Annotated in this window: 15 protein-coding genes and 1 pseudogene; 3 read left to right on the top strand and 13 right to left on the bottom strand. The window is 59.1% G+C overall.

Annotation, left to right across the window (positions count from 1 at the left end; genetic code table 11):
* Positions 1-3: 3 nt before the first annotated feature.
* From FIU94_RS17880 to FIU94_RS17810, 13 genes and pseudogenes are all read right to left on the bottom strand, one after another.
* On the bottom strand, positions 4-1,077 hold the full coding sequence (locus FIU94_RS17880; RefSeq protein ID WP_152467187.1) for a branched-chain amino acid ABC transporter permease: 1,074 nt from the start codon (positions 1,075-1,077) through the stop codon (positions 4-6).
* Between the two features lie 3 nt (positions 1,078-1,080).
* Complete coding sequence (locus FIU94_RS17875) at positions 1,081-1,968, bottom strand: branched-chain amino acid ABC transporter permease (protein WP_152467186.1); 888 nt, start codon at positions 1,966-1,968, stop codon at positions 1,081-1,083.
* Entirely contained in the window at positions 1,969-3,888 is a 1,920-nt protein-coding gene (locus tag FIU94_RS17870; RefSeq protein ID WP_152467185.1) for a long-chain fatty acid--CoA ligase, read from the bottom strand.
* Positions 3,881-4,687, bottom strand: a complete 807-nt coding sequence (locus tag FIU94_RS17865) for an ABC transporter ATP-binding protein (protein WP_136340174.1) — start codon at positions 4,685-4,687, stop codon at positions 3,881-3,883. The genes FIU94_RS17870 and FIU94_RS17865 overlap by 8 nt, the downstream gene beginning before the upstream one ends.
* A 37-nt stretch (positions 4,688-4,724) precedes the next feature.
* Positions 4,725-5,579 carry an SDR family oxidoreductase gene (locus FIU94_RS17860; protein ID WP_028284935.1) on the bottom strand — a complete coding sequence of 285 codons (855 nt, stop codon included), beginning with the start codon at positions 5,577-5,579 and terminating at the stop codon, positions 4,725-4,727.
* Between the two features lie 105 nt (positions 5,580-5,684).
* Entirely contained in the window at positions 5,685-6,851 is a 1,167-nt protein-coding gene (locus tag FIU94_RS17855; protein WP_172975950.1) for an acyl-CoA dehydrogenase family protein, read from the bottom strand.
* Positions 6,848-8,059, bottom strand: coding sequence for a CaiB/BaiF CoA-transferase family protein (locus FIU94_RS17850; RefSeq protein ID WP_152467184.1), 1,212 nt, complete (start codon positions 8,057-8,059; stop codon positions 6,848-6,850). The genes FIU94_RS17855 and FIU94_RS17850 overlap by 4 nt, the downstream gene beginning before the upstream one ends.
* Before the next feature lie 123 nt (positions 8,060-8,182).
* Positions 8,183-8,605: pseudogene (locus FIU94_RS21085) on the bottom strand (transposase); the annotation flags it as partial.
* A gap of 202 nt (positions 8,606-8,807) precedes the next feature.
* A complete protein-coding gene (locus tag FIU94_RS17830) occupies positions 8,808-11,888 on the bottom strand; it encodes an efflux RND transporter permease subunit (protein ID WP_152467182.1) in 3,081 nt (1,026 codons plus the stop codon).
* Between the two features lie 27 nt (positions 11,889-11,915).
* Complete coding sequence (locus FIU94_RS17825; RefSeq protein ID WP_152467181.1) at positions 11,916-13,064, bottom strand: efflux RND transporter periplasmic adaptor subunit; 1,149 nt, start codon at positions 13,062-13,064, stop codon at positions 11,916-11,918.
* Positions 13,051-13,590 (bottom strand): TetR/AcrR family transcriptional regulator, encoded by a 540-nt coding sequence (locus FIU94_RS17820; RefSeq protein WP_136340217.1) that lies wholly within the window; start codon positions 13,588-13,590, stop codon positions 13,051-13,053. Before FIU94_RS17820 ends, FIU94_RS17825 begins: the two co-directional genes overlap by 14 nt.
* A 79-nt stretch (positions 13,591-13,669) precedes the next feature.
* Positions 13,670-14,263, bottom strand: coding sequence for a TetR/AcrR family transcriptional regulator (locus FIU94_RS17815; protein WP_234163373.1), 594 nt, complete (start codon positions 14,261-14,263; stop codon positions 13,670-13,672).
* Positions 14,264-14,515: 252 nt separating this feature from the next.
* Complete coding sequence (locus FIU94_RS17810; RefSeq protein WP_036051547.1) at positions 14,516-14,839, bottom strand: helix-turn-helix domain-containing protein; 324 nt, start codon at positions 14,837-14,839, stop codon at positions 14,516-14,518.
* 163 nt (positions 14,840-15,002) lie between these two features.
* Between FIU94_RS17810 and FIU94_RS17805 the strand changes: the two genes are divergently transcribed.
* From FIU94_RS17805 to FIU94_RS17795, 3 genes are all read left to right on the top strand, one after another.
* Positions 15,003-15,410 (top strand): DoxX family protein, encoded by a 408-nt coding sequence (locus FIU94_RS17805; RefSeq protein ID WP_043753122.1) that lies wholly within the window; start codon positions 15,003-15,005, stop codon positions 15,408-15,410.
* A gap of 66 nt (positions 15,411-15,476) precedes the next feature.
* Entirely contained in the window at positions 15,477-16,292 is an 816-nt protein-coding gene (locus tag FIU94_RS17800) for a class III extradiol ring-cleavage dioxygenase (RefSeq protein WP_136340168.1), read from the top strand.
* Positions 16,293-16,402: 110 nt separating this feature from the next.
* Positions 16,403-16,798: a luciferase family protein gene (locus tag FIU94_RS17795; protein WP_254702674.1), complete on the top strand. Its 396-nt coding sequence runs from the start codon at positions 16,403-16,405 to the stop codon at positions 16,796-16,798.
* The last annotated feature ends 38 nt before the right edge of the window (positions 16,799-16,836 follow it).

Below are 16,836 nucleotides of genomic sequence, written 5' to 3'. Positions count from 1 at the left end.
CCCTTATTTCTTGAACTGATCGAAGGGCCAGACCATCAGGTAGTCTCTGATGTTGCCGTAGAGTTTTCCCAAACCGAGTGGTTCGATCAGAAGGATAATGACGATCAGTGCGCCATAGACTGCGTTCGGGATGTGAGCGAGCGTTTCAACGTTGATCTGCATGCCAATCCATTCACTCAGCGTGACGACGAGACCGTTCACGATACCCGGAACAAGAAGGATCAGGGCAACCCCAAAATAGGATCCGATGATGCTGCCAAGACCTCCAACGATCACCATCGCAAGAACCTGGATCGAAACGGCAACCGAGAATTGCTCGGGTGCGGCGAGAAAGAAAAAGGTGGCAACAAGCAACGCACCGCTGACGCCCGCGATGAACGACGAAGTCGCGAATGCGAGAATTTTGTAGTAGAAACTGTTCACACCCAGGATCGCGGCGGCAAAATCTTTTTCACGGACAGCGACCAAAGCGCGACCGAGTCCAGTACGCTTGAGATTAAGCATGAAGATCGTCACCAAGACACACCAGCCGAAGGCGACATAGTAGAAGCCAGTATCAGTGGTAATCTCTTGCCCGAGCAGCGCCAATGTCGGTGACTGGAGCGACGCGTGTGAGCCCCCCGAGATCGCCGGAGAGTGGGTCAGAACCCAGTCCATCACAAATTGCATCGCAAGAGTGGTAAGGGCGAGGTACAGTCCCTTGACCCGCAAAGCGGCAAAAGCAAACAGGCTGCCGATCACGGATGACGTCAACCCGCCGATGATCAGCGCGAATTCCCACGGCACCCCGAAACGCGCGGCATGGATCGCCGAATAGGCGCCGACCGCCATGACCGCGGCATAGCCCAGGTGAAGCTGCCCCGCCCAACCTGTCACCAGGTTCAGCCCCAAAGCGGCGGCCGTCCAGATCAGCCAGGGAAGCAAGTAGCTGTTCAGGTAAAGCGACGGAATGATGAACGGCGCGGCAAGACCGATCAGAAAGATGAATGCTGTCAGATTTCTGTCGGCAGGCACCTTGAAGATACGGCTGTCCGAAACGTAGTCGGCGTGATGGACGCCAGAAAGTCTGTAAAACATCCCTTACACCCTTTCGATGTCGTGACGACCAAATAGCCCGTGCGGACGGATCATGACCGTAAGAATGAGCACGGCGGCGACGATAAGCTCACGGCTTCCGCCTCCGACAAGCGGATCGAGGAAATCAGCGCCAACGTTTTCGACGACGCCCAGGATGATGCCCGCGATCACGGCGCCAAGGATACTGTCGAGACCACCGAGAACGGCAACGGTCAGACCCTTGAGCAGCAACAGCGACAGCGCCTGATCGACACCCTGAATTCCGCCCCAGATAACGCCCGCGGCGACAGCAACAACAGATGCCAGCGCCCAGGACAGGCCAACTCCGCGTTCAACCGAGATGCCGACCGACCACGAAGCCATGTAATCATCCGCGATCGCCCGCAACTTGATCCCGGTCCGGGTTCGGAAAAACAGCATGAATGCGACAAACAAGGCGAGCGCAACACCGGCACCAACCAGATGGATGCGGCTGATGAAGATGTCGTCCAAAAACAGTGGATCATAGCTGACGCCCAATTCCATCGAACGTGACGTCCCGCCCCAAATCGCAAGCGTTGTACCCCGCAGGAAAATGTCGAGGCCGAGTGTCAGCATCAAGATCATGACAACCGGCCGACCTGCGAGACGGCGCAAAGCAACACGCTCAATGCCGAACCCAAGGCCGAACATGACAACCGCAGCCAGAGGGATGGCCAGCCACAAGGGTAAACCCACGTCGCGTGCCAGCGCCAAGACCACATAGGCCCCGACCATGGTCAACCCGCCCTGCGCCAGATTGGGCACCGAAGATGCCTTGTAAATCAGCACAAGGCCGATGGCGAATAGCGAGTACAGCAGACCCGTCAAGGCTCCGTTGATCGCAAGCTCTGATAGAAAGACCCAGTCCATTTATACCTCCCTGATGGGAAGGCTTCTTTCGACCTTCCCTACTTCCCCGGTCTCGTAAGTCACCTGCGCGCTTACATGGACCTCTTTTGAACCGTCGTAGAGCGCCGCGATCACGTCAGCATAGCGTTCCTGAACGACCTTGCGCCGTAGTTTTCGTGTCCGTGTGATTTCACCATCGTCCGGGTCGAATTCTTTCGGCAGACTGACAAAGCGTTGCAGGCGCAATGGTTCGGTGACGGCCTTGTTGACCCGTTGGAAGGCCTCGCGAAGCAACGTCGCGACCTCTTCACGCTGAGAAAGATCGGCATATGACACGTAAGGTACGCCGTTCACTTCGGCCCAGTGCCCCACGGCCTCGAAATCCACGCAGACCATCGCCGTCAGTTCCTTCAGCCCGGCGCCGATTACGGCAGCATCCTTAATATAAGGGCTGAATTTCAACCGGTTCTCGATGTAGTTTGGCACAAACCGCTCGCCTCCGGCCGTATGCATGACCTCGGAGACGCGCCCCAGAACAACCAAGTGTCCATCTTCCTCCAAATACCCGGCATCACCTGTATGCAGCCACCCGCCCTCAAGGGCTTCGGCGGTCGCTTCGGGTTTGTTGAAGTACCCTTCGAATACGCTGTCCGAGCGTACCAGGATCTCCCCGTCCTCGGCGATGGTCACCTCGACGCCGGGCGCGGGTTTGCCGACGGTATGAAGGCGCACTTCACCCGGAGACTGAATTGCATTGATCGCGCTGTTTTCGGTTTGGCCATAGAGTTGGCGCAATTTGATTCCCAAGGATCGGTAGAAAACAAAGGTGTCTTCGCCGATCGCTTCGCCGCCGGTGAACGCGTTCTTGAGGCGGCTCATTCCGAACTGGTCCTTGATCGGTCCGAAAATGATTGCCTCGCCCAAAAGTCGGCCCAAAGGCTCCAATATACCACCGCTTTTTCCGTTCAGCTTGCGTGTCTCAGCGGCGATGGCCCGATCCATGAAAAAATGGTACAGCCATTTCTTTAAAGGGGACGAATTTTCGATACCCACCTGGATTGTCGTCAGCATCTGGTCCCAGCTTCTCGGAGCCGCCAGATAGAAGGTCGGAGCGATCTCGCGCATGTCGCGCACGACCGTTTCCTGGCGCTCAGGCACATTCACGGTGAAACGCCAAAGGAGTGCCGCGGCAACGGTTATGGCGTAGTCTCCCACCCAGGCCATCGGCAAGTACGCGAGGATCTCCTCATTTTCGTCGAAGGCACCCGCCGCATGTCCATTCCGAGCAGCAGCAAGAACGTTCTTCTGACTCAGTACGATGCCCTTCGGCGCGCCCGTCGTTCCGGAGGAGTGCAGAAAAATGGCCGGATCTTCCGGCTTCGCACGACTAAGCAGTTCCTCACGCAGGCCCGGGGTTTCGTTCAGATCGTGCTGACCAACTTCGATCAGGTGATCCCAGGACAACAGCCCTTCAACCTCGTAGAAGCCAAGACCGCGCGCTTCATCATAAATGATGTGGTCGATGCCCTCGGCGCCCGCGTCCTTCAGTTCCAGGATCTTGTCAACCTGTTCCTGATCTTCCGCAATGGCCGCGACGATCTCGATTTCGCCAAGAAAGTGCCTTAGTTCCTCAAGAGTTGCGCCCGGATAAGCGGGCATGGCGTAGGCACCAAGCAACGAAACAGCCAGCATGCCGCCATAGAGCCGCGCACGGTTATCGCCCAGAACAAGCACTGCTTTGCCAGGCTTCACGCCGATTTTTTCAAGCCCAGCCGCACAGGCCACCACCTCTTGGGCGTATTCCGCCCAGGTGGTTTCTTTCCATATCCCACGCTCTTTTTCGCGACGGGCGATATCCTTTCCGTGGAGCGACGCGTTCTTCGCCAGAAGTGCACCAATCGTTTCGCCGCCTGAAGACCGGTTCTTCGTAAAATCAGTCATGCGACCCTCCGATATATGCCTCGATGACCCGCGGGTCCTTCACAACCTCCTTGGGGATGCCACTGGCGATCATTTCACCGTAGTTCAGTGCCAGCATCCGATCACAAATGCCGGTGATGACATCCATATGGTGTTCGATCAGCAGAACGCTGACGCCGCGTTCGGCACGGGCATCCAGAATGAAACGGGACATATACCCTTTCTCTTCCTGGTTCATGCCGGCCATCGGTTCATCGAGAATCAGCATCTGTGGCTCGGCCACCAATGCCCGCGCCAGCTCGACCCGCTTTTTCAACCCGATCGGAAGACCATCGACCAACTCATGCCGAATGCTCTCGAGCTGTAGAAACTCGATCACCTCCTCGACGATTTTACGGTTCTCGATTTCTTCACGCTGTGCTGCCCACCAATATAGCGCCGTACGCAAAACGCCTGGGCTCATGTGGATGTGCCGCCCGAGCAGGATGTTGTCCAGAACGCTCATCCCGTTGAACAGGGCAAGATTTTGGAACGTTCTGGCAACGCCGAGCTTGGCAACCTTGTGAGGCGCCGTACCCGTAATGTCGTTTCCTGCCAGCCGGACCCTGCCCTCGTTTGGCGGGTAAAATCCGGTAATTGCGTTTGTTAGCGTTGTCTTGCCGCTGCCATTCGGACCGACAAGTCCAAAGATTTCCCCTTGTCGAATAACGAGGTCAACACCGGTGACAGCGACGATGCCGCCGAACCGTCGTTCGACCCCGCTGCACTCCAGTATCGCCCCATCATCGGCTCCGATTGCTGTGTTAATCCTTGTCGTCATCTAGATATCATTGTCCCCCTAAGGTTCACGGCCAACATCAGGTAATCCGGAAGTAGTCCGGCCGCCCCGTTGGCCATGGATCCCCCCACAATTGCTGCCCACCGTCGATGTTCAGAACTTCTCCGGTTACGAATTTCCCTGAATTCGCCGCCATATAGACAACCCCTTCAGCGACATCCCATTCGTCCCCGGCGTGCCGCATCGGGTTGGAGTCCTGAAAGGTCGCAGAACCCTCCGGAGGGTAGTTCCCGAAACCGTTGCTTTCGCAGCAACCCGGCGCCACGCAGTTCACTCGGATACCGTGCGGGGCCCACTCCACCGCAACCGACTTGGACAGGTAAACTACCCCTGCCCGGGCCGCACAGGTATGCGCGATGCCGGGCATGCCGCGCCAGATATCGGCCACGATGTTGACGATGGAGCCCGATTGCTTGTTGGCAACCCAGTGGCGCGCCGTGGATTGCATCATCCACCACGTGCCGTTCAGGTTGGTGTCTATGACCGCATTCCAGCCCTTTGGACTAAACTCCAACGCTGCTTGCGGAAACTGACCCCCAGCATTGTTCACCAATACGTCAATCGCCCCGAACTCCTGGTTCGTCTTGGCGACAAAATCCTCGACCTGCTCAGGCTCCCGGATGGTCATAGGCACAGCGAAAACTTCGCCCCCGAAACTTTCAAGAAACTCCTTGGCCAAAGCCAGTTTCTCTTCGTTGCGTCCATTGATCGCCAGATTGGCCCCGAGCCTTGCGAACAAGGTCGCAATTGCCAGCCCCAATCCGCCTCCGGCCCCGGTCACCACAACGACTTTGCCGGTGAATAAACCGCTTGCGTAAACGGTTGCACGTTTTGATAGGTCCTCCCTCGAAGACCCAAACTGCGTCTTATTCATGACGCCTCCTCCCATTCCCCATTAGGGGCAGCTGCCAGTAATCTAACGGGCGTTAGAAAATTGGTCAAGACAACTTTTCCCACCAGCCCCGCCCGTTATCTCCGATCAGTAAGACTTTGGAAGTCCAAGGGCTTTTTCTGCTATGAACGACAGAAGCATCTGCGGTGTCACCGGTACGATGCGGAACAGCAGAGCTTCACGTACCAGTCGCTCCACGTGATATTCCTTAGCATATCCGAATCCGCCAAACGTAATTTGCGCGGCTTCGGTCGCCTCGACCGCGGCGTCGGCGGCCAAAAGCTTGGCGGCGTTCGCCTCGACGCCGCAGGGTTCTCCCGCATCGTAGAGGGCTGCAGCGTGCATCACCATGAGATTGGCAGATTCCACTCGCGCCCAGGCTTTGGCGAGTGGATGCTGAACACCCTGATTTTGGCCGATCGGGCGGTCAAAAATCACACGTTCGTTTGCATAATGCGCCGCTCGCGCCAGTGCGTTGCGCGCAATACCGATGCATTCACCGGCCACCAGGATGCGTTCGGGATTCAACCCGTGCAAAATTTGCCTAAAGCCTTTGCCCTCCTCCCCGATCAGGTCCTCAGCCGGAATCGGCAATCCATCGATGAAGACTTCGTTCGAATCGACAGCCTTTCGACCCATCTTTTCGATCTCTCGCACGTCAACGAAATTTCGGTCGAGATCTGTATAGAACAGGCTCAGCCCTTCGGTCGGGCTGCTCACATCCTCAAGCCGCGTTGTTCTGGCCAGAAGCAACATCTTGTCTGCCACCTGCGCGGTAGAAATCCAGACTTTTTGTCCGTGCACGACATATCTGTCCCCCCGCCGCACCGCCATGGTCTTCAGCTTTGTGGTATCCAGCCCCGTCGTCGGTTCGGTCACGGCGAAACAGGCCTTTTCATCGCCTGCTATTAGAGGGCCAAGCATACGCGCGCGCTGCTCATCGGTCCCAAACTTCACCACCGGGTTGAGCCCGAAAATGTTCATGTGGATGGCCGAGGCTCCGCTTGCGCCGGCCCCCGACTCGGCGATTGCCTGCATCATTATGGTCGCCTCGGTGATCCCCAGACCAGCGCCGCCGACAGCTTCTGGCATGGCGATACCCAGCCAGGCGCCATCGGCCATTGCCCTGTGCAGTTCATGGGGAAAACCACCGTTGCGATCCCGATCCAGCCAATAGTCGTCGTCGAACCTTGCGCAAATCCGCAGAACCTGGTCGCGAATCTCTTGTTGGTCGGCGGTCAATCGAAATGTCATAGCGCGCGCCCTCTTTCCAATCTTACGAGCCCAGCCTCACATAGGGCAGCGATCCGCTCATCGTCAAAACCAAGATCACGCAGAATGCTTTGGCTGTCTGCGCCAGGCGGTCGTCCCAGCCAACGAAGCTGACCGGGCGTCGCGCTGAGATGAGGGACCGGACCAATGACCTGAGTCTGTTCGCCAGCGACCGACACGATATCCCCGCGATGGCGTATCTGCTCGTTCGTCGCGATTTCCTCGACACTCAACACACGCGAGGCAACGGCATCATGGCGGGCGAATACCGCCTCCACTTCCTTAGCCGTGTGCTGCGTGACGAAATCATTGATCGCGTCAAAGACCACCGTCATGTGCTGCGACATCTCGCCGAGTGTCGCAAACCGCGGATCATCGGCAAGGGCGTCCCCGCCGACTGCCCGCAACAGTCGGTGCGCGGTTTCCGCGCTCCCTGCGGAAACGGTCAGCCACACCCCATCGGACGTTCGGAACATCCCCCCCGGAGCAAAGTCCATCGGCTGGCGCAGCCCATTGCGCCGCGGCGAGAGGTTCGCGCCCGTCAATGCGGGAACAGGATAGTCCATCAACCGAAGCAACGCCTCGAACACCGCAAGATCGACGACCTGACCGCGTGCAATGCCCTTTTCGCGAGCAAATAGCGCGATCATGATTCCCAAAGCGCCCATCAGCCCTGTCGTGCTGTCGGCCGCCGGAAAGCCGGGGTGCATCGGCGGCCCGTCGGGAAAACCGGTCAGATGCGCTAATCCACTCATGGCCTCCGCAGCACGCCCAAACGCTGGCACGTCGCGCATCGGACCGTCCTGTCCGTAACCTGAAACCCGCAAGACAACCAAGTCCGGGTTCCAATCGTGCAAGACGTCTGGCCCAACACCGGCACGTTCCAGCACACCCGGTCGGAAATTTTCGATCAGCACGTCGGCATCTTCGACCAACTTTCGCAGGATGTCCCGGCCCTCGTCGGACTTCCAGTCCAGGCCTAGTGTTTTCTTGTTACGGCCCAAAGTCTTCCACCAGACGCCCACCCCATCCTCTGCCTTGGGTCCAAGGTCGCGCATCATATCCGTCCGGTTGGGGGCTTCGATCTTGATGACATCTGCACCAAAATCCGAGAGTAAAGCTGCCGCAAGTGGTCCGGCAATTACGTGACCAAGTTCTATAATCTTCAGTTGATCAAGGGGTCCAGACATCTGCACTTTCGACTTTGCTAATTTTCTAATGGTTGTTCGATTCCTAGCAAAGGCGAAGTCGGACCTCAAGATTCAAAGGTAATCACTTCCCCAAAAACGTAACCGCCCGGTTGTTACCGCGGATCAGTTTATCGGCGTCCAGTTCCATGAAAGCAGTTCGTTGAGCGGGTTGGTCATGTGATTGTGGATGCGGTCGAGGATTTCGGCCAGCCAGGCTTGCCGATCGTGGCCGTTCATCTTGGCTGTCTCGACAAGGGAGATCGCCCGGGACAGCGTTTCGCCACCGCTGTCGGAGCCTGCAAAAAGTCAGTTTTTTCGCCCGATGCTGATCGGGCGCATGACGCGCTCGGCGGTGGTGTCGTCGATGCCGACGCGGCCATCTCCAAGGAAGAGCTCGAATGACGGCCAGCAGCTGAGACCATAGCGGAAGGCCTTCGCGAGACCGTCCTTGCCGGGAATGCGTAGCAGTTGGGCCTCGGTCCATGCCTTGAAGGCCTAGACCATGGAGCGGGAGTGCGCCTGGCGTGCTGCCAGCCGCAGTTTCGCTGTCTTTTTTGCCCACCCGAACTATGGCCTGCCGTGCGTTCTTTCAGGCCTGTGGGACGAAGCGCTCGTCTTTGGCGGCACCGAAGTGGCTCCGACATTCGGCGGTTTTCTCGAAGGCGCGCTTGAGGCGACGGAACATGCCTACACCGTCCTTAAGACGGGTCGAGGGCGCTCAGAGAAACGCTTATAACTGCATCTGCGTTCAGGCTGTCGCTGGGGAACCTGAAGGAGCGTTTTCTTGTTTAGGCGGCTTGATCAAGAAGAACAGCGCATACAATACCGGCACCGCGACCAGTGTCAGGATCGAGGCGAACGCGAGGCCACCCATGATTGTGACAGCCATCGATGCGAAGAAGGCGTCTGATATGAGCGGAGTCATACCGAAAATCGTTGTGCCCGCAGCCAGCACGACGGGCCTCAAACGGCTGACCGAGCCATCGATTACCGCCTGATAGTCCTCGACACCTTCGGCGCGTTGCTGATCGATTTCTTCCACCAGCACAATGGCATTCTTCATCAGCATCCCGGAAAGGGACAAGAAGCCGAGAAGCGCCGTGAACGTGAACGGTAGCCCAGTGAACAGCAGACCAAGAACCATCCCCGTGACCGACATCGGAACCACGAGCCACAGGATCAGTGGCTGGCGCACTTTGTTGAACATCAGGATCGAAATTGTCAGCATTACCAGAAAGCCCAAGGGAAGCTGTTTGCCGAGACTTGCCTGCGCTTCTCCCGCGCTTTCGAACTCGCCACCCCATTCCATCGTGTAGCCTTCGGGAAGCCGAATGGCTTCGATATCAGAGCGGACACTGCGAAAGGCCTCATCTGCTGTCAGGTCGCCGCCTGCACCGCCGAGGACCGTTATCGTACGCTCACGGTCGCGGCGGTGGATAAGGGCCTCGACGAGGCGGGGCTCAAAGCCGGAGACGAGGTTGGCCATCGGCACATAGCCATTTGCACCCGGCGACCAGACGGAGAGATCGCGCAAACGATCCAGCCCGTCGCGCTCGACCTCGGGAAGCCGCAGATACATAGGGATTTCGGCATCGCCTTCGCGCAGGGTGCCGACCCGCAGGCCCGAGGTCCCGTATTGCACGGTGTCGGAAATCGATCCGCGAGTCGCACCGGCCAACCGCATGCGAGCCTCGTCGACGATGGGTTCGACGAGAATTTCGCGCTGTCGCCAGTCTGTGCGCGGGTTTGTGATCGTGCCGGCCTCGTCGAAGATCGCAAGCGCGTTATCCGATAGCTGCCGGAGGACTACCGGATCGGGTCCCGAAAAGCGAACGGCGACATCGGCCCCGGCAGGCGGACCGAAGACGATCTCCTCGACGCGGATAAGAGCATTGGGGAATTGCGCCGGCAGTTCGCGATTGAGACGCGCCGCAACATCGGGGATGAGTGTGGCATCGGTCGCACGCACGATCAGCTGACCGTAGCTCGCATCGGCCTGCTCAGGGTTGTAGGTCAGCATGAAGCGGCTGGCCCCTCGCCCGACAAGCGTTGTAACGTCCGTCACTATCTCCTCGCCTAAGATGATCGCCTCGAGCCGGGCCATTTCTTCATTCGTGGCTCGAATGTCCGTGCCCTGTGGCATCTGGAATTCGACGTAGAATATCGGGGTGTTCGACGCCGGAAAGAAAGCCTGCTTGACTTGGCCGAAGGCCATGACCGACCAGACCGTGATTCCGACGACCGTCAGGACTACGAGCACGCGGGCGCGCAGCGCCATCCAGAGGAAACCGCGATAAGCCGAATAGACTAAGCCGCGATAGGGGTCCTTGGAGGTGTCTCTTGGCGCCTTCAGAAGGAGCTTCCCAAGATAGGGTGTAACGGTTACGGCGAGGATCCAGCTCATCAGCAACGAAATCGCGATAACCGCGAAAAGCGAGAACAGGAATTCTCCGGTGGCGTCTGGCGATAGCCCAATGCCCGAAAACGCCATGATCCCGATCACGGTGGCCCCAAGCAGGGGAAACCCTGTCGCGGTCTCTGTATCGGCGGCGGCGTCTTCGGCGGACTTGCCCCGCGCCATGCCAATCAGCATGCCTTCGGCGATCACGATGGCATTGTCGACCAGCATGCCCATGGCGATGATCAAAGCCCCGAGACTGATCCGTTCCATCTCGATGCCGAAGACAGACATGAAAAACAGTGTGGAAAAAACCGTGAGGCCCAGCGTGGCACCCACGACCAAACCCGCGCGCCAACCCATGGTCAGCATCAGCGCCCCGATGACGATGGCCACGGATTGACCGAGGCCGACGAGGAAGCTCGAGACCGCTTCGTCGACGACCTTATGCTGTTCATAGATCGGTACGATCTCGACGCCGTCCGGCAATTCGGTCTTCAGCTGGTCCAGCCGTGCCTCGACCGATCTGCCGACCTCGACAACGTTGCGGTCCACGAGCGCCGAGACCCCGAGGGTGAAGGCCCGCGTGCCATTGTGACGCACGATCTGGCTCGGCCGCTCTGTCTCCTCTCGGACCACGCGAGCGATGTCGTAGAGCGCAATCTGCCCGACCTCTCCGGGGGCGCCGAGCCGCAGCGCCTCTATGCCCTCGACGCTGACATAACCCGGCGGAACGGACACGCCCAGCCGAGACAGCCCTTCGCTGATCTCGCCGTTGGAGAAAACCTGGTTTTCGTCGGCGATGATACCGAGGATCTGGTCCGGTGGCAGGCCCAGTTCGGTCAGGCGCGCCGAAGGGATCGAAATGATGATCTCCTCTTCAGCCAGCCCCTGAACCTCGATCTTGGCCACCCCGTCGACGGTGACAAGGTCGCGCCGCAGTTTAGTCGCGAGGTCTCGCTGTTCCGAGGCGCTCAACCCATCGGCCGTCACAGCGTAGAACATGCCGTAGACGTCGCCGAAATCGTCATTGATGATCGGAGACTGCGCACCGGAGGGAAGCTCTCCTTCGATGTCGCGGATACGGCGGCGCATCTCGTCCCAGACCTGCGGAATCTCGTCGGGCCCATAGGTCATCTCGATCTCGACCGTGATCTGGGCCATGCCCGGCATGGATTTCGATTCCACCCGGTCGAGCTGCTTCATCTGTTGGAGTGCGCTTTCCACGACATCGGTGACTTCCTCTTCCACCTCCATCGCCGTCGCGCCCGGATAGGGCACGAAAACGAGCGCCGTCTTGAGCGTGAAACTCGGGTCTTCGAGGCGTCCGACCGTGTTCAGCCCCCACAAACCGCCGAGAAGGCAAAAGATAATTGCCAGCCAAACGGCGACCGGACGTCGGATGCTTGCGCGGGAAATACTCATTGTCATGGTTTCGGTTTTCCGGTCCAGGATCGTTCAGAGGCCGCGAACCGCGACTGTTTCGTTTTCCTTCAGGCGCCACCACCCGCCGGACACAACCAGTTCGTCTCCGGAGAGCCCCTCAAGCACGACGATTTCGTCGTCGTTCGGCAGCCCCAGGCGGATCGTCTTACGGGACACCCGGCCGGTCCCCTCGTCATACAGCCAGATGGACGGCTCGCTCCGGCTCGTCGTGTCGATCGCCGAGACCGGGACGACTACCAACCGCGATTGCGCACCCTCCGCGGCGGCGGCTACGCGCACATTCGCCGTCATTCCGGGCAGCAATCTCGGGTCGATGGCGCCCTCGATTGCAAACTCGACGTCATAGGTTTGGGCTGTGGGGTCTGCATCGGTCACGAATTTCCGCAGATACAGAGTTGCGTCATATCCCGGCACGGCGGGGAAAGAGGCGGTTACCCTGAATGCATCGGGCTGGGCCCGTGCCATCGCGGCGAGTTCCTCGGGCAGCGAAATCCGCACCCGCATTTCACTGATGTCCTGCAACCTGGCAATCGGAGCCGCAGGGGTGACGTTCGAAAACTCCTCCAGAAAGATGCGCGCGACAATGGCGTCGAAGGGCGCGGTGATCGTGGCTTGAGCCAAGCGTCGCTCCGCTTCACGCAGGGCGACTTCTGCCTGAGCAAGCTGCGCGCGGTTCGTTTCAAGTCGGGCGTCGGTCGCCACCCCCCTCTCGGTCAGACTCAACGCACGATCGTATTCGGATTTTGCGAGGTCGAAAGAGGCCTGCGCCCGATCCACGGCCAATTCGAAATCGACTGGGTCGAGCGCGGCAATTAAATCGCCTTTCTCGACCCGAGTCCCAGCATCTACCGCGAGGTCGGAAAGCTGACCCGAAACCTGAAAGGCAATATCCACGGTCCGGGCGGGCTCCACGCGGCCTGCCAGGCTGCGCGCCCTATCGCTATCGCGAAGCTCGGCACGCGATACTTCGACCGTGACCGGTTGGGCCATGTCTTGCTCGGCGCTCCCTTGCGCATCGGCACCGGAAACCTCATCCGTAGTCTGCGCGAAGACCTTGGATGCGATGTCCGGGTTGAATTGCACGAGAAGGACAATGGCGAGAAGAAGGGCGACCAATCCAGCGGCACCTCCTCGGAAGTATCTGGTTCTATTCAAGCTCATTTATCATGTCCTTCAATCTGTCGATGGCGGCGTCTTGCTGATCGTCGTCACCATCCGCGAGGCGAAGAAGCCTCTGGAAACGAAGACCCTGGATCGCCAAAAAAAGAACCATCGCCGCAGTGTCGTCCTGCGCGTCCGAACGGATGCGCTCGACATCACGGGACAGCTCTCTTCTCAGCGGGTCCAGAAGATTCGGATCCGACGCCGAAACCGCGAGAATAGCCATCGAAAGGTCATCATCGGTGCTTACGGCTTGCAGAACTGTCTCGAGATGACCGCGCAGGGTGCGGGAACTGTGCCCTTCCGGGACCGACGCCAGACGTTCGCGGTGCTCCGCGAGCATTTCGTCGAGCAGCCCGGCCAGAAGCGCTTTCTTGGTGGGGAAGTTGTACAACACCCCACCCTTGCTGAGGCCGGATTCCCGAGCGACGGCGTCGATCGTGATCTTTCCCGCGCCTTCTCGCAGCGCAATCGCCCGCGCAGCGCCGAGAATCTTCGGCGAGGCGTTCTTCGGTTGCTTTTCCACTTGTGCAGTCACCCTGTACCGTCCGGTCGGTTAAGTCATTGGGCGAGCTAATGCGCTGCCCCGTATTTGGCAAGCGAGCTCAATCTGAAAATTTGTCTCTGTGGCCGCTACCGTAAAGTCGCAGGAATGCAGCGACCGCTTCGCGCGCATGTTGCTCGCGGTGGACAGCTCGTTTCACTGCGAGAAGGCGCGGCATAAGTAGCCCCGAAACGCAAAGGTGTATGAAGTGATCGGACGCGCGCCGGACGTCATCGACATCGAGCGCGCCTTCGCGCGTAAGGCGCTCCAGAATCCGACCGACGAGTTCGCGGGCAGGTTTCGGGCCTGCGCGAAAATAAACCTCACCCACTTCGGGCAGTGCCTCGGAGGCGCCAACGCACGTTCGCAGGAGACGGATGTAGGTGTCGTCCAAGGTGAGGTCGACCATGCGAAGGGCGAGTTCTTCCAACTGGGCGCGCGGCTCCAAAGACGCGATCAAGGGCCGGAGGATTTCGTCCGCAAGCCGACCGCATTCGGATTCAACCACGCTCAGGAACAGTTGCTCCTTGGTCGGGTAATACGAATACATGGTTGCCTTCGACACTTTTCCTTCAGCGGCAATTGCATCGACCGTGGCTCCTTCGTAACCGCATCGGAAGAAAACCTCGCGCGCACCAATCATGACGTCGGCCATTTTTCTCACGGGCATCTCGTTCTCTCTATCCCAGGCAGGACTAGGCGGTTACAAGCTTTACTGTACCGTCTAGTGAGTATAGTAGATAGAAGTTGATTTAGCAGCAAAGCGTAAAGCTGTGCGGATCTACCCCACCAAGCGCCGCTTGGCGGCTTTTTCTAGCGCCGTTTTCAATTCGTCATGAGCTTCGGGTCTGATTCTGCCTGAGTTGTTCTCGGGCGCGGGATTATCCCGCGAACAGGAGGGGTACCGTCATTCTGCCGCGCTTGCGGTCCCGACAAAGGCACCCTCGGCCTCCCAGCGGCGTGCGATCGAGCCAAGCTTGTCCAGCACGCCGCGCAGTTCCGCGCCGCGCTCAGTCAGCCCGTAGGTGACAGCGGGTGGGATGGTCATGGCCTGCTCGCGCCATACAACGCCAGCATGTTCCAGCATTCTCAGCCTCTCGGTCAGGACCCGGGTGGAAATGCCGGGCACCAAACGCTTGAGCGCGCCGAAACGCTGCGGTCCCTGCTCGGACAGAACCCAGAGTATATAGATCGTCCAAGGGCCTGTGATGACACGCAGAAGCGCCTCCATCGGGCATGAGGGGGGCTGGACGCTCTTCATCGTGGATTATCCTCGCGGTTAAAGTAATCTAGTTACTTTTAAGTGCCTACTTTCACGAACGATGCAAGACACCTAAAGGTACTTAGAGCGGAAACTGCGGCTGAACAAGCCCTTGCAAACAGGGAGTGCGGTGATGAGTGACAACGTGGCAAAGTATGTCTACTGGATCGCGACCGGCCTTGTGGCGCTGGTCTATCTGGGTGCGGCGACTTTCTACATCTCATCCCACGATATGGTCGCGGGCATGTATCGCGAGGTGTTGAGCTATCCCACATACATCATCTGGCCGCTCGCGATTTTGAAGATTGTCGGCGCGGTGGTGATTCTCTGGCGCCCTTCGGCGATGCTGGCGGACTGGGCTTACGCGGCGATGTTCTGGCATCTGGTGTTGGCGTTCGGGGCGCATGTGGGCGCGGGCGATCCAGGCTGGCCACCGGCTCTTGCGACCTGGGTGCTCCTGATCGCCTCGTGGATGACAGCCAATCGCGTGCGTGCGGTAAAGTCGGCATATGCGCCGACGTTTCCGACAGAGACGAATTAATCCGATGCGGAGTTGCCACGGCGCTGGCCATCCACCCTCGGGCTTGGGGTTCAAAAGGACGACAGAATGACCGAAAGGCAGCCGACAGTGTTTGTTCCCCATGGAGGCGGCCCTTGCTTCTTCATGGACTGGAACCCGCCTGACACCTGGGACAGGCACCGCAGATTCCTTGAGGCTTTGCCTGCGAGCCTGCCGGCAAAGCCCAAGGCGCTTCTCGTGATCTCAGGCCATTGGGAGGAACGGGTGTTTACCGTGCAGACCAACTCCGCGCCGCCGCTGCTGTTCGACTATCAGGGGTTTCCCCCCCATACTTATCAGCTGACCTGGCCCGCGCTAGGCGATCCTACGCTGGCGGCCCGTGCAAGCGAGCTATTGAATGGCGCGGGTTTTGAAACCCGGGCCGACGCTACGCGTGGCTTCGATCATGGGGTGTTTGTTCCGCTAAAGGTGGCTTTGCCTGAGGCCGACATACCTACCGTCCAACTGAGCCTGCGCGACGATCTCGACGCTGAGGCGCATCTTGCTGCTGGTCGCGCGTTGGCGCCCTTGCGAGACGAAGGTGTTCTGATCATCGGGTCCGGCAACACCTATCACAACATGGGCAAGATGATGCGGGCGATGAGGGGCGGACCCGATGGCCCGGTGAACGGCGGCGACTTCGACCGATGGCTCACGGGTGCGGTGACCCATGAAGACCCCGGGGCGCGCCGCGCCATGCTGGCTGCTTGGGATCGGGCACCCGGCGCACGCGACGCCAATCCGCGCGAGGAACATCTAATTCCATTGCACGTCGTGGCCGGCGCCGCGCTTGCGGATCGGGGGGAAAAGACCCTCGAGGATCACGTATTGGGCGCGGTCGAAAGCGCGTTCAGATTTGGATAGGACCAGATATGTGCTTCGAACTTCCCTTGCGGCAGGGTCCGCGCCCCGAAACCACCGAGTGCGCCCCGCATGAGCAAGTGTCGCAGAACTCCTCGGCCGAGATTCACGCATTGTTCAAGCAGAAGGCCTTCGCCCTGCCCTTCGTCGAGCGTTGCCGATCGGGTATTTCGGTCCCCGGCGCCGAGGCATTAGTCCTGCCGCGGCCGCATGCCTGCGGCCCGCGCGAAGCCTTCATGATCGGACGCGAATTTGCGCATGTGCATCCCGCCTATGACGGTTCGTCGCACATGATGCTGCCGCTGGCGGCGGTTGAGGAACTCATCGCGAAGGGATGGGGCGAACAGCACCCGATGGCCTCGGCCGGATACATCCCGGCCAATGCGATCATGGCCTTTGCTCCACGCGATGAGGCAGAGGTCGATGTGATGATCAAAATCCTGACCACAAGCTGGGGTTTCGCGCGCGGCAAGCTGGCGAATCCCGCCCCCACCCAAATCCACGATTGATCGCAAGCGCGCTTGCAGAAACATCAAGATAAGAGAGA

The organism is Sulfitobacter sp. THAF37 (assembly GCF_009363555.1).
Lineage (GTDB): Bacteria > Pseudomonadota > Alphaproteobacteria > Rhodobacterales > Rhodobacteraceae > Sulfitobacter.
This window is presented reverse-complemented; position numbering and strand designations above follow the sequence as displayed.

Coding starts and splice junctions, on each gene's coding strand:
- FIU94_RS17875 (WP_152467186.1), bottom strand. CDS start 1,968: ATGGACTGGGTCTTTCTATCAGAGCTTGCGATCAACGGAGCCTTGACG.
- FIU94_RS17805 (WP_043753122.1), top strand. CDS start 15,003: ATGAGTGACAACGTGGCAAAGTATGTCTACTGGATCGCGACCGGCCTT.
- FIU94_RS17825 (WP_152467181.1), bottom strand. CDS start 13,064: ATGAGCTTGAATAGAACCAGATACTTCCGAGGAGGTGCCGCTGGATTG.
- FIU94_RS17800 (WP_136340168.1), top strand. CDS start 15,477: ATGACCGAAAGGCAGCCGACAGTGTTTGTTCCCCATGGAGGCGGCCCT.
- FIU94_RS17880 (WP_152467187.1), bottom strand. CDS start 1,077: ATGTTTTACAGACTTTCTGGCGTCCATCACGCCGACTACGTTTCGGAC.
- FIU94_RS17850 (WP_152467184.1), bottom strand. CDS start 8,059: ATGTCTGGACCCCTTGATCAACTGAAGATTATAGAACTTGGTCACGTA.
- FIU94_RS17830 (WP_152467182.1), bottom strand. CDS start 11,888: ATGACAATGAGTATTTCCCGCGCAAGCATCCGACGTCCGGTCGCCGTT.
- FIU94_RS17810 (WP_036051547.1), bottom strand. CDS start 14,839: ATGGAGGCGCTTCTGCGTGTCATCACAGGCCCTTGGACGATCTATATA.
- FIU94_RS17815 (WP_234163373.1), bottom strand. CDS start 14,263: ATGGCCGACGTCATGATTGGTGCGCGCGAGGTTTTCTTCCGATGCGGT.
- FIU94_RS17865 (WP_136340174.1), bottom strand. CDS start 4,687: ATGACGACAAGGATTAACACAGCAATCGGAGCCGATGATGGGGCGATA.
- FIU94_RS17855 (WP_172975950.1), bottom strand. CDS start 6,851: ATGACATTTCGATTGACCGCCGACCAACAAGAGATTCGCGACCAGGTT.
- FIU94_RS17870 (WP_152467185.1), bottom strand. CDS start 3,888: ATGACTGATTTTACGAAGAACCGGTCTTCAGGCGGCGAAACGATTGGT.
- FIU94_RS17860 (WP_028284935.1), bottom strand. CDS start 5,579: ATGAATAAGACGCAGTTTGGGTCTTCGAGGGAGGACCTATCAAAACGT.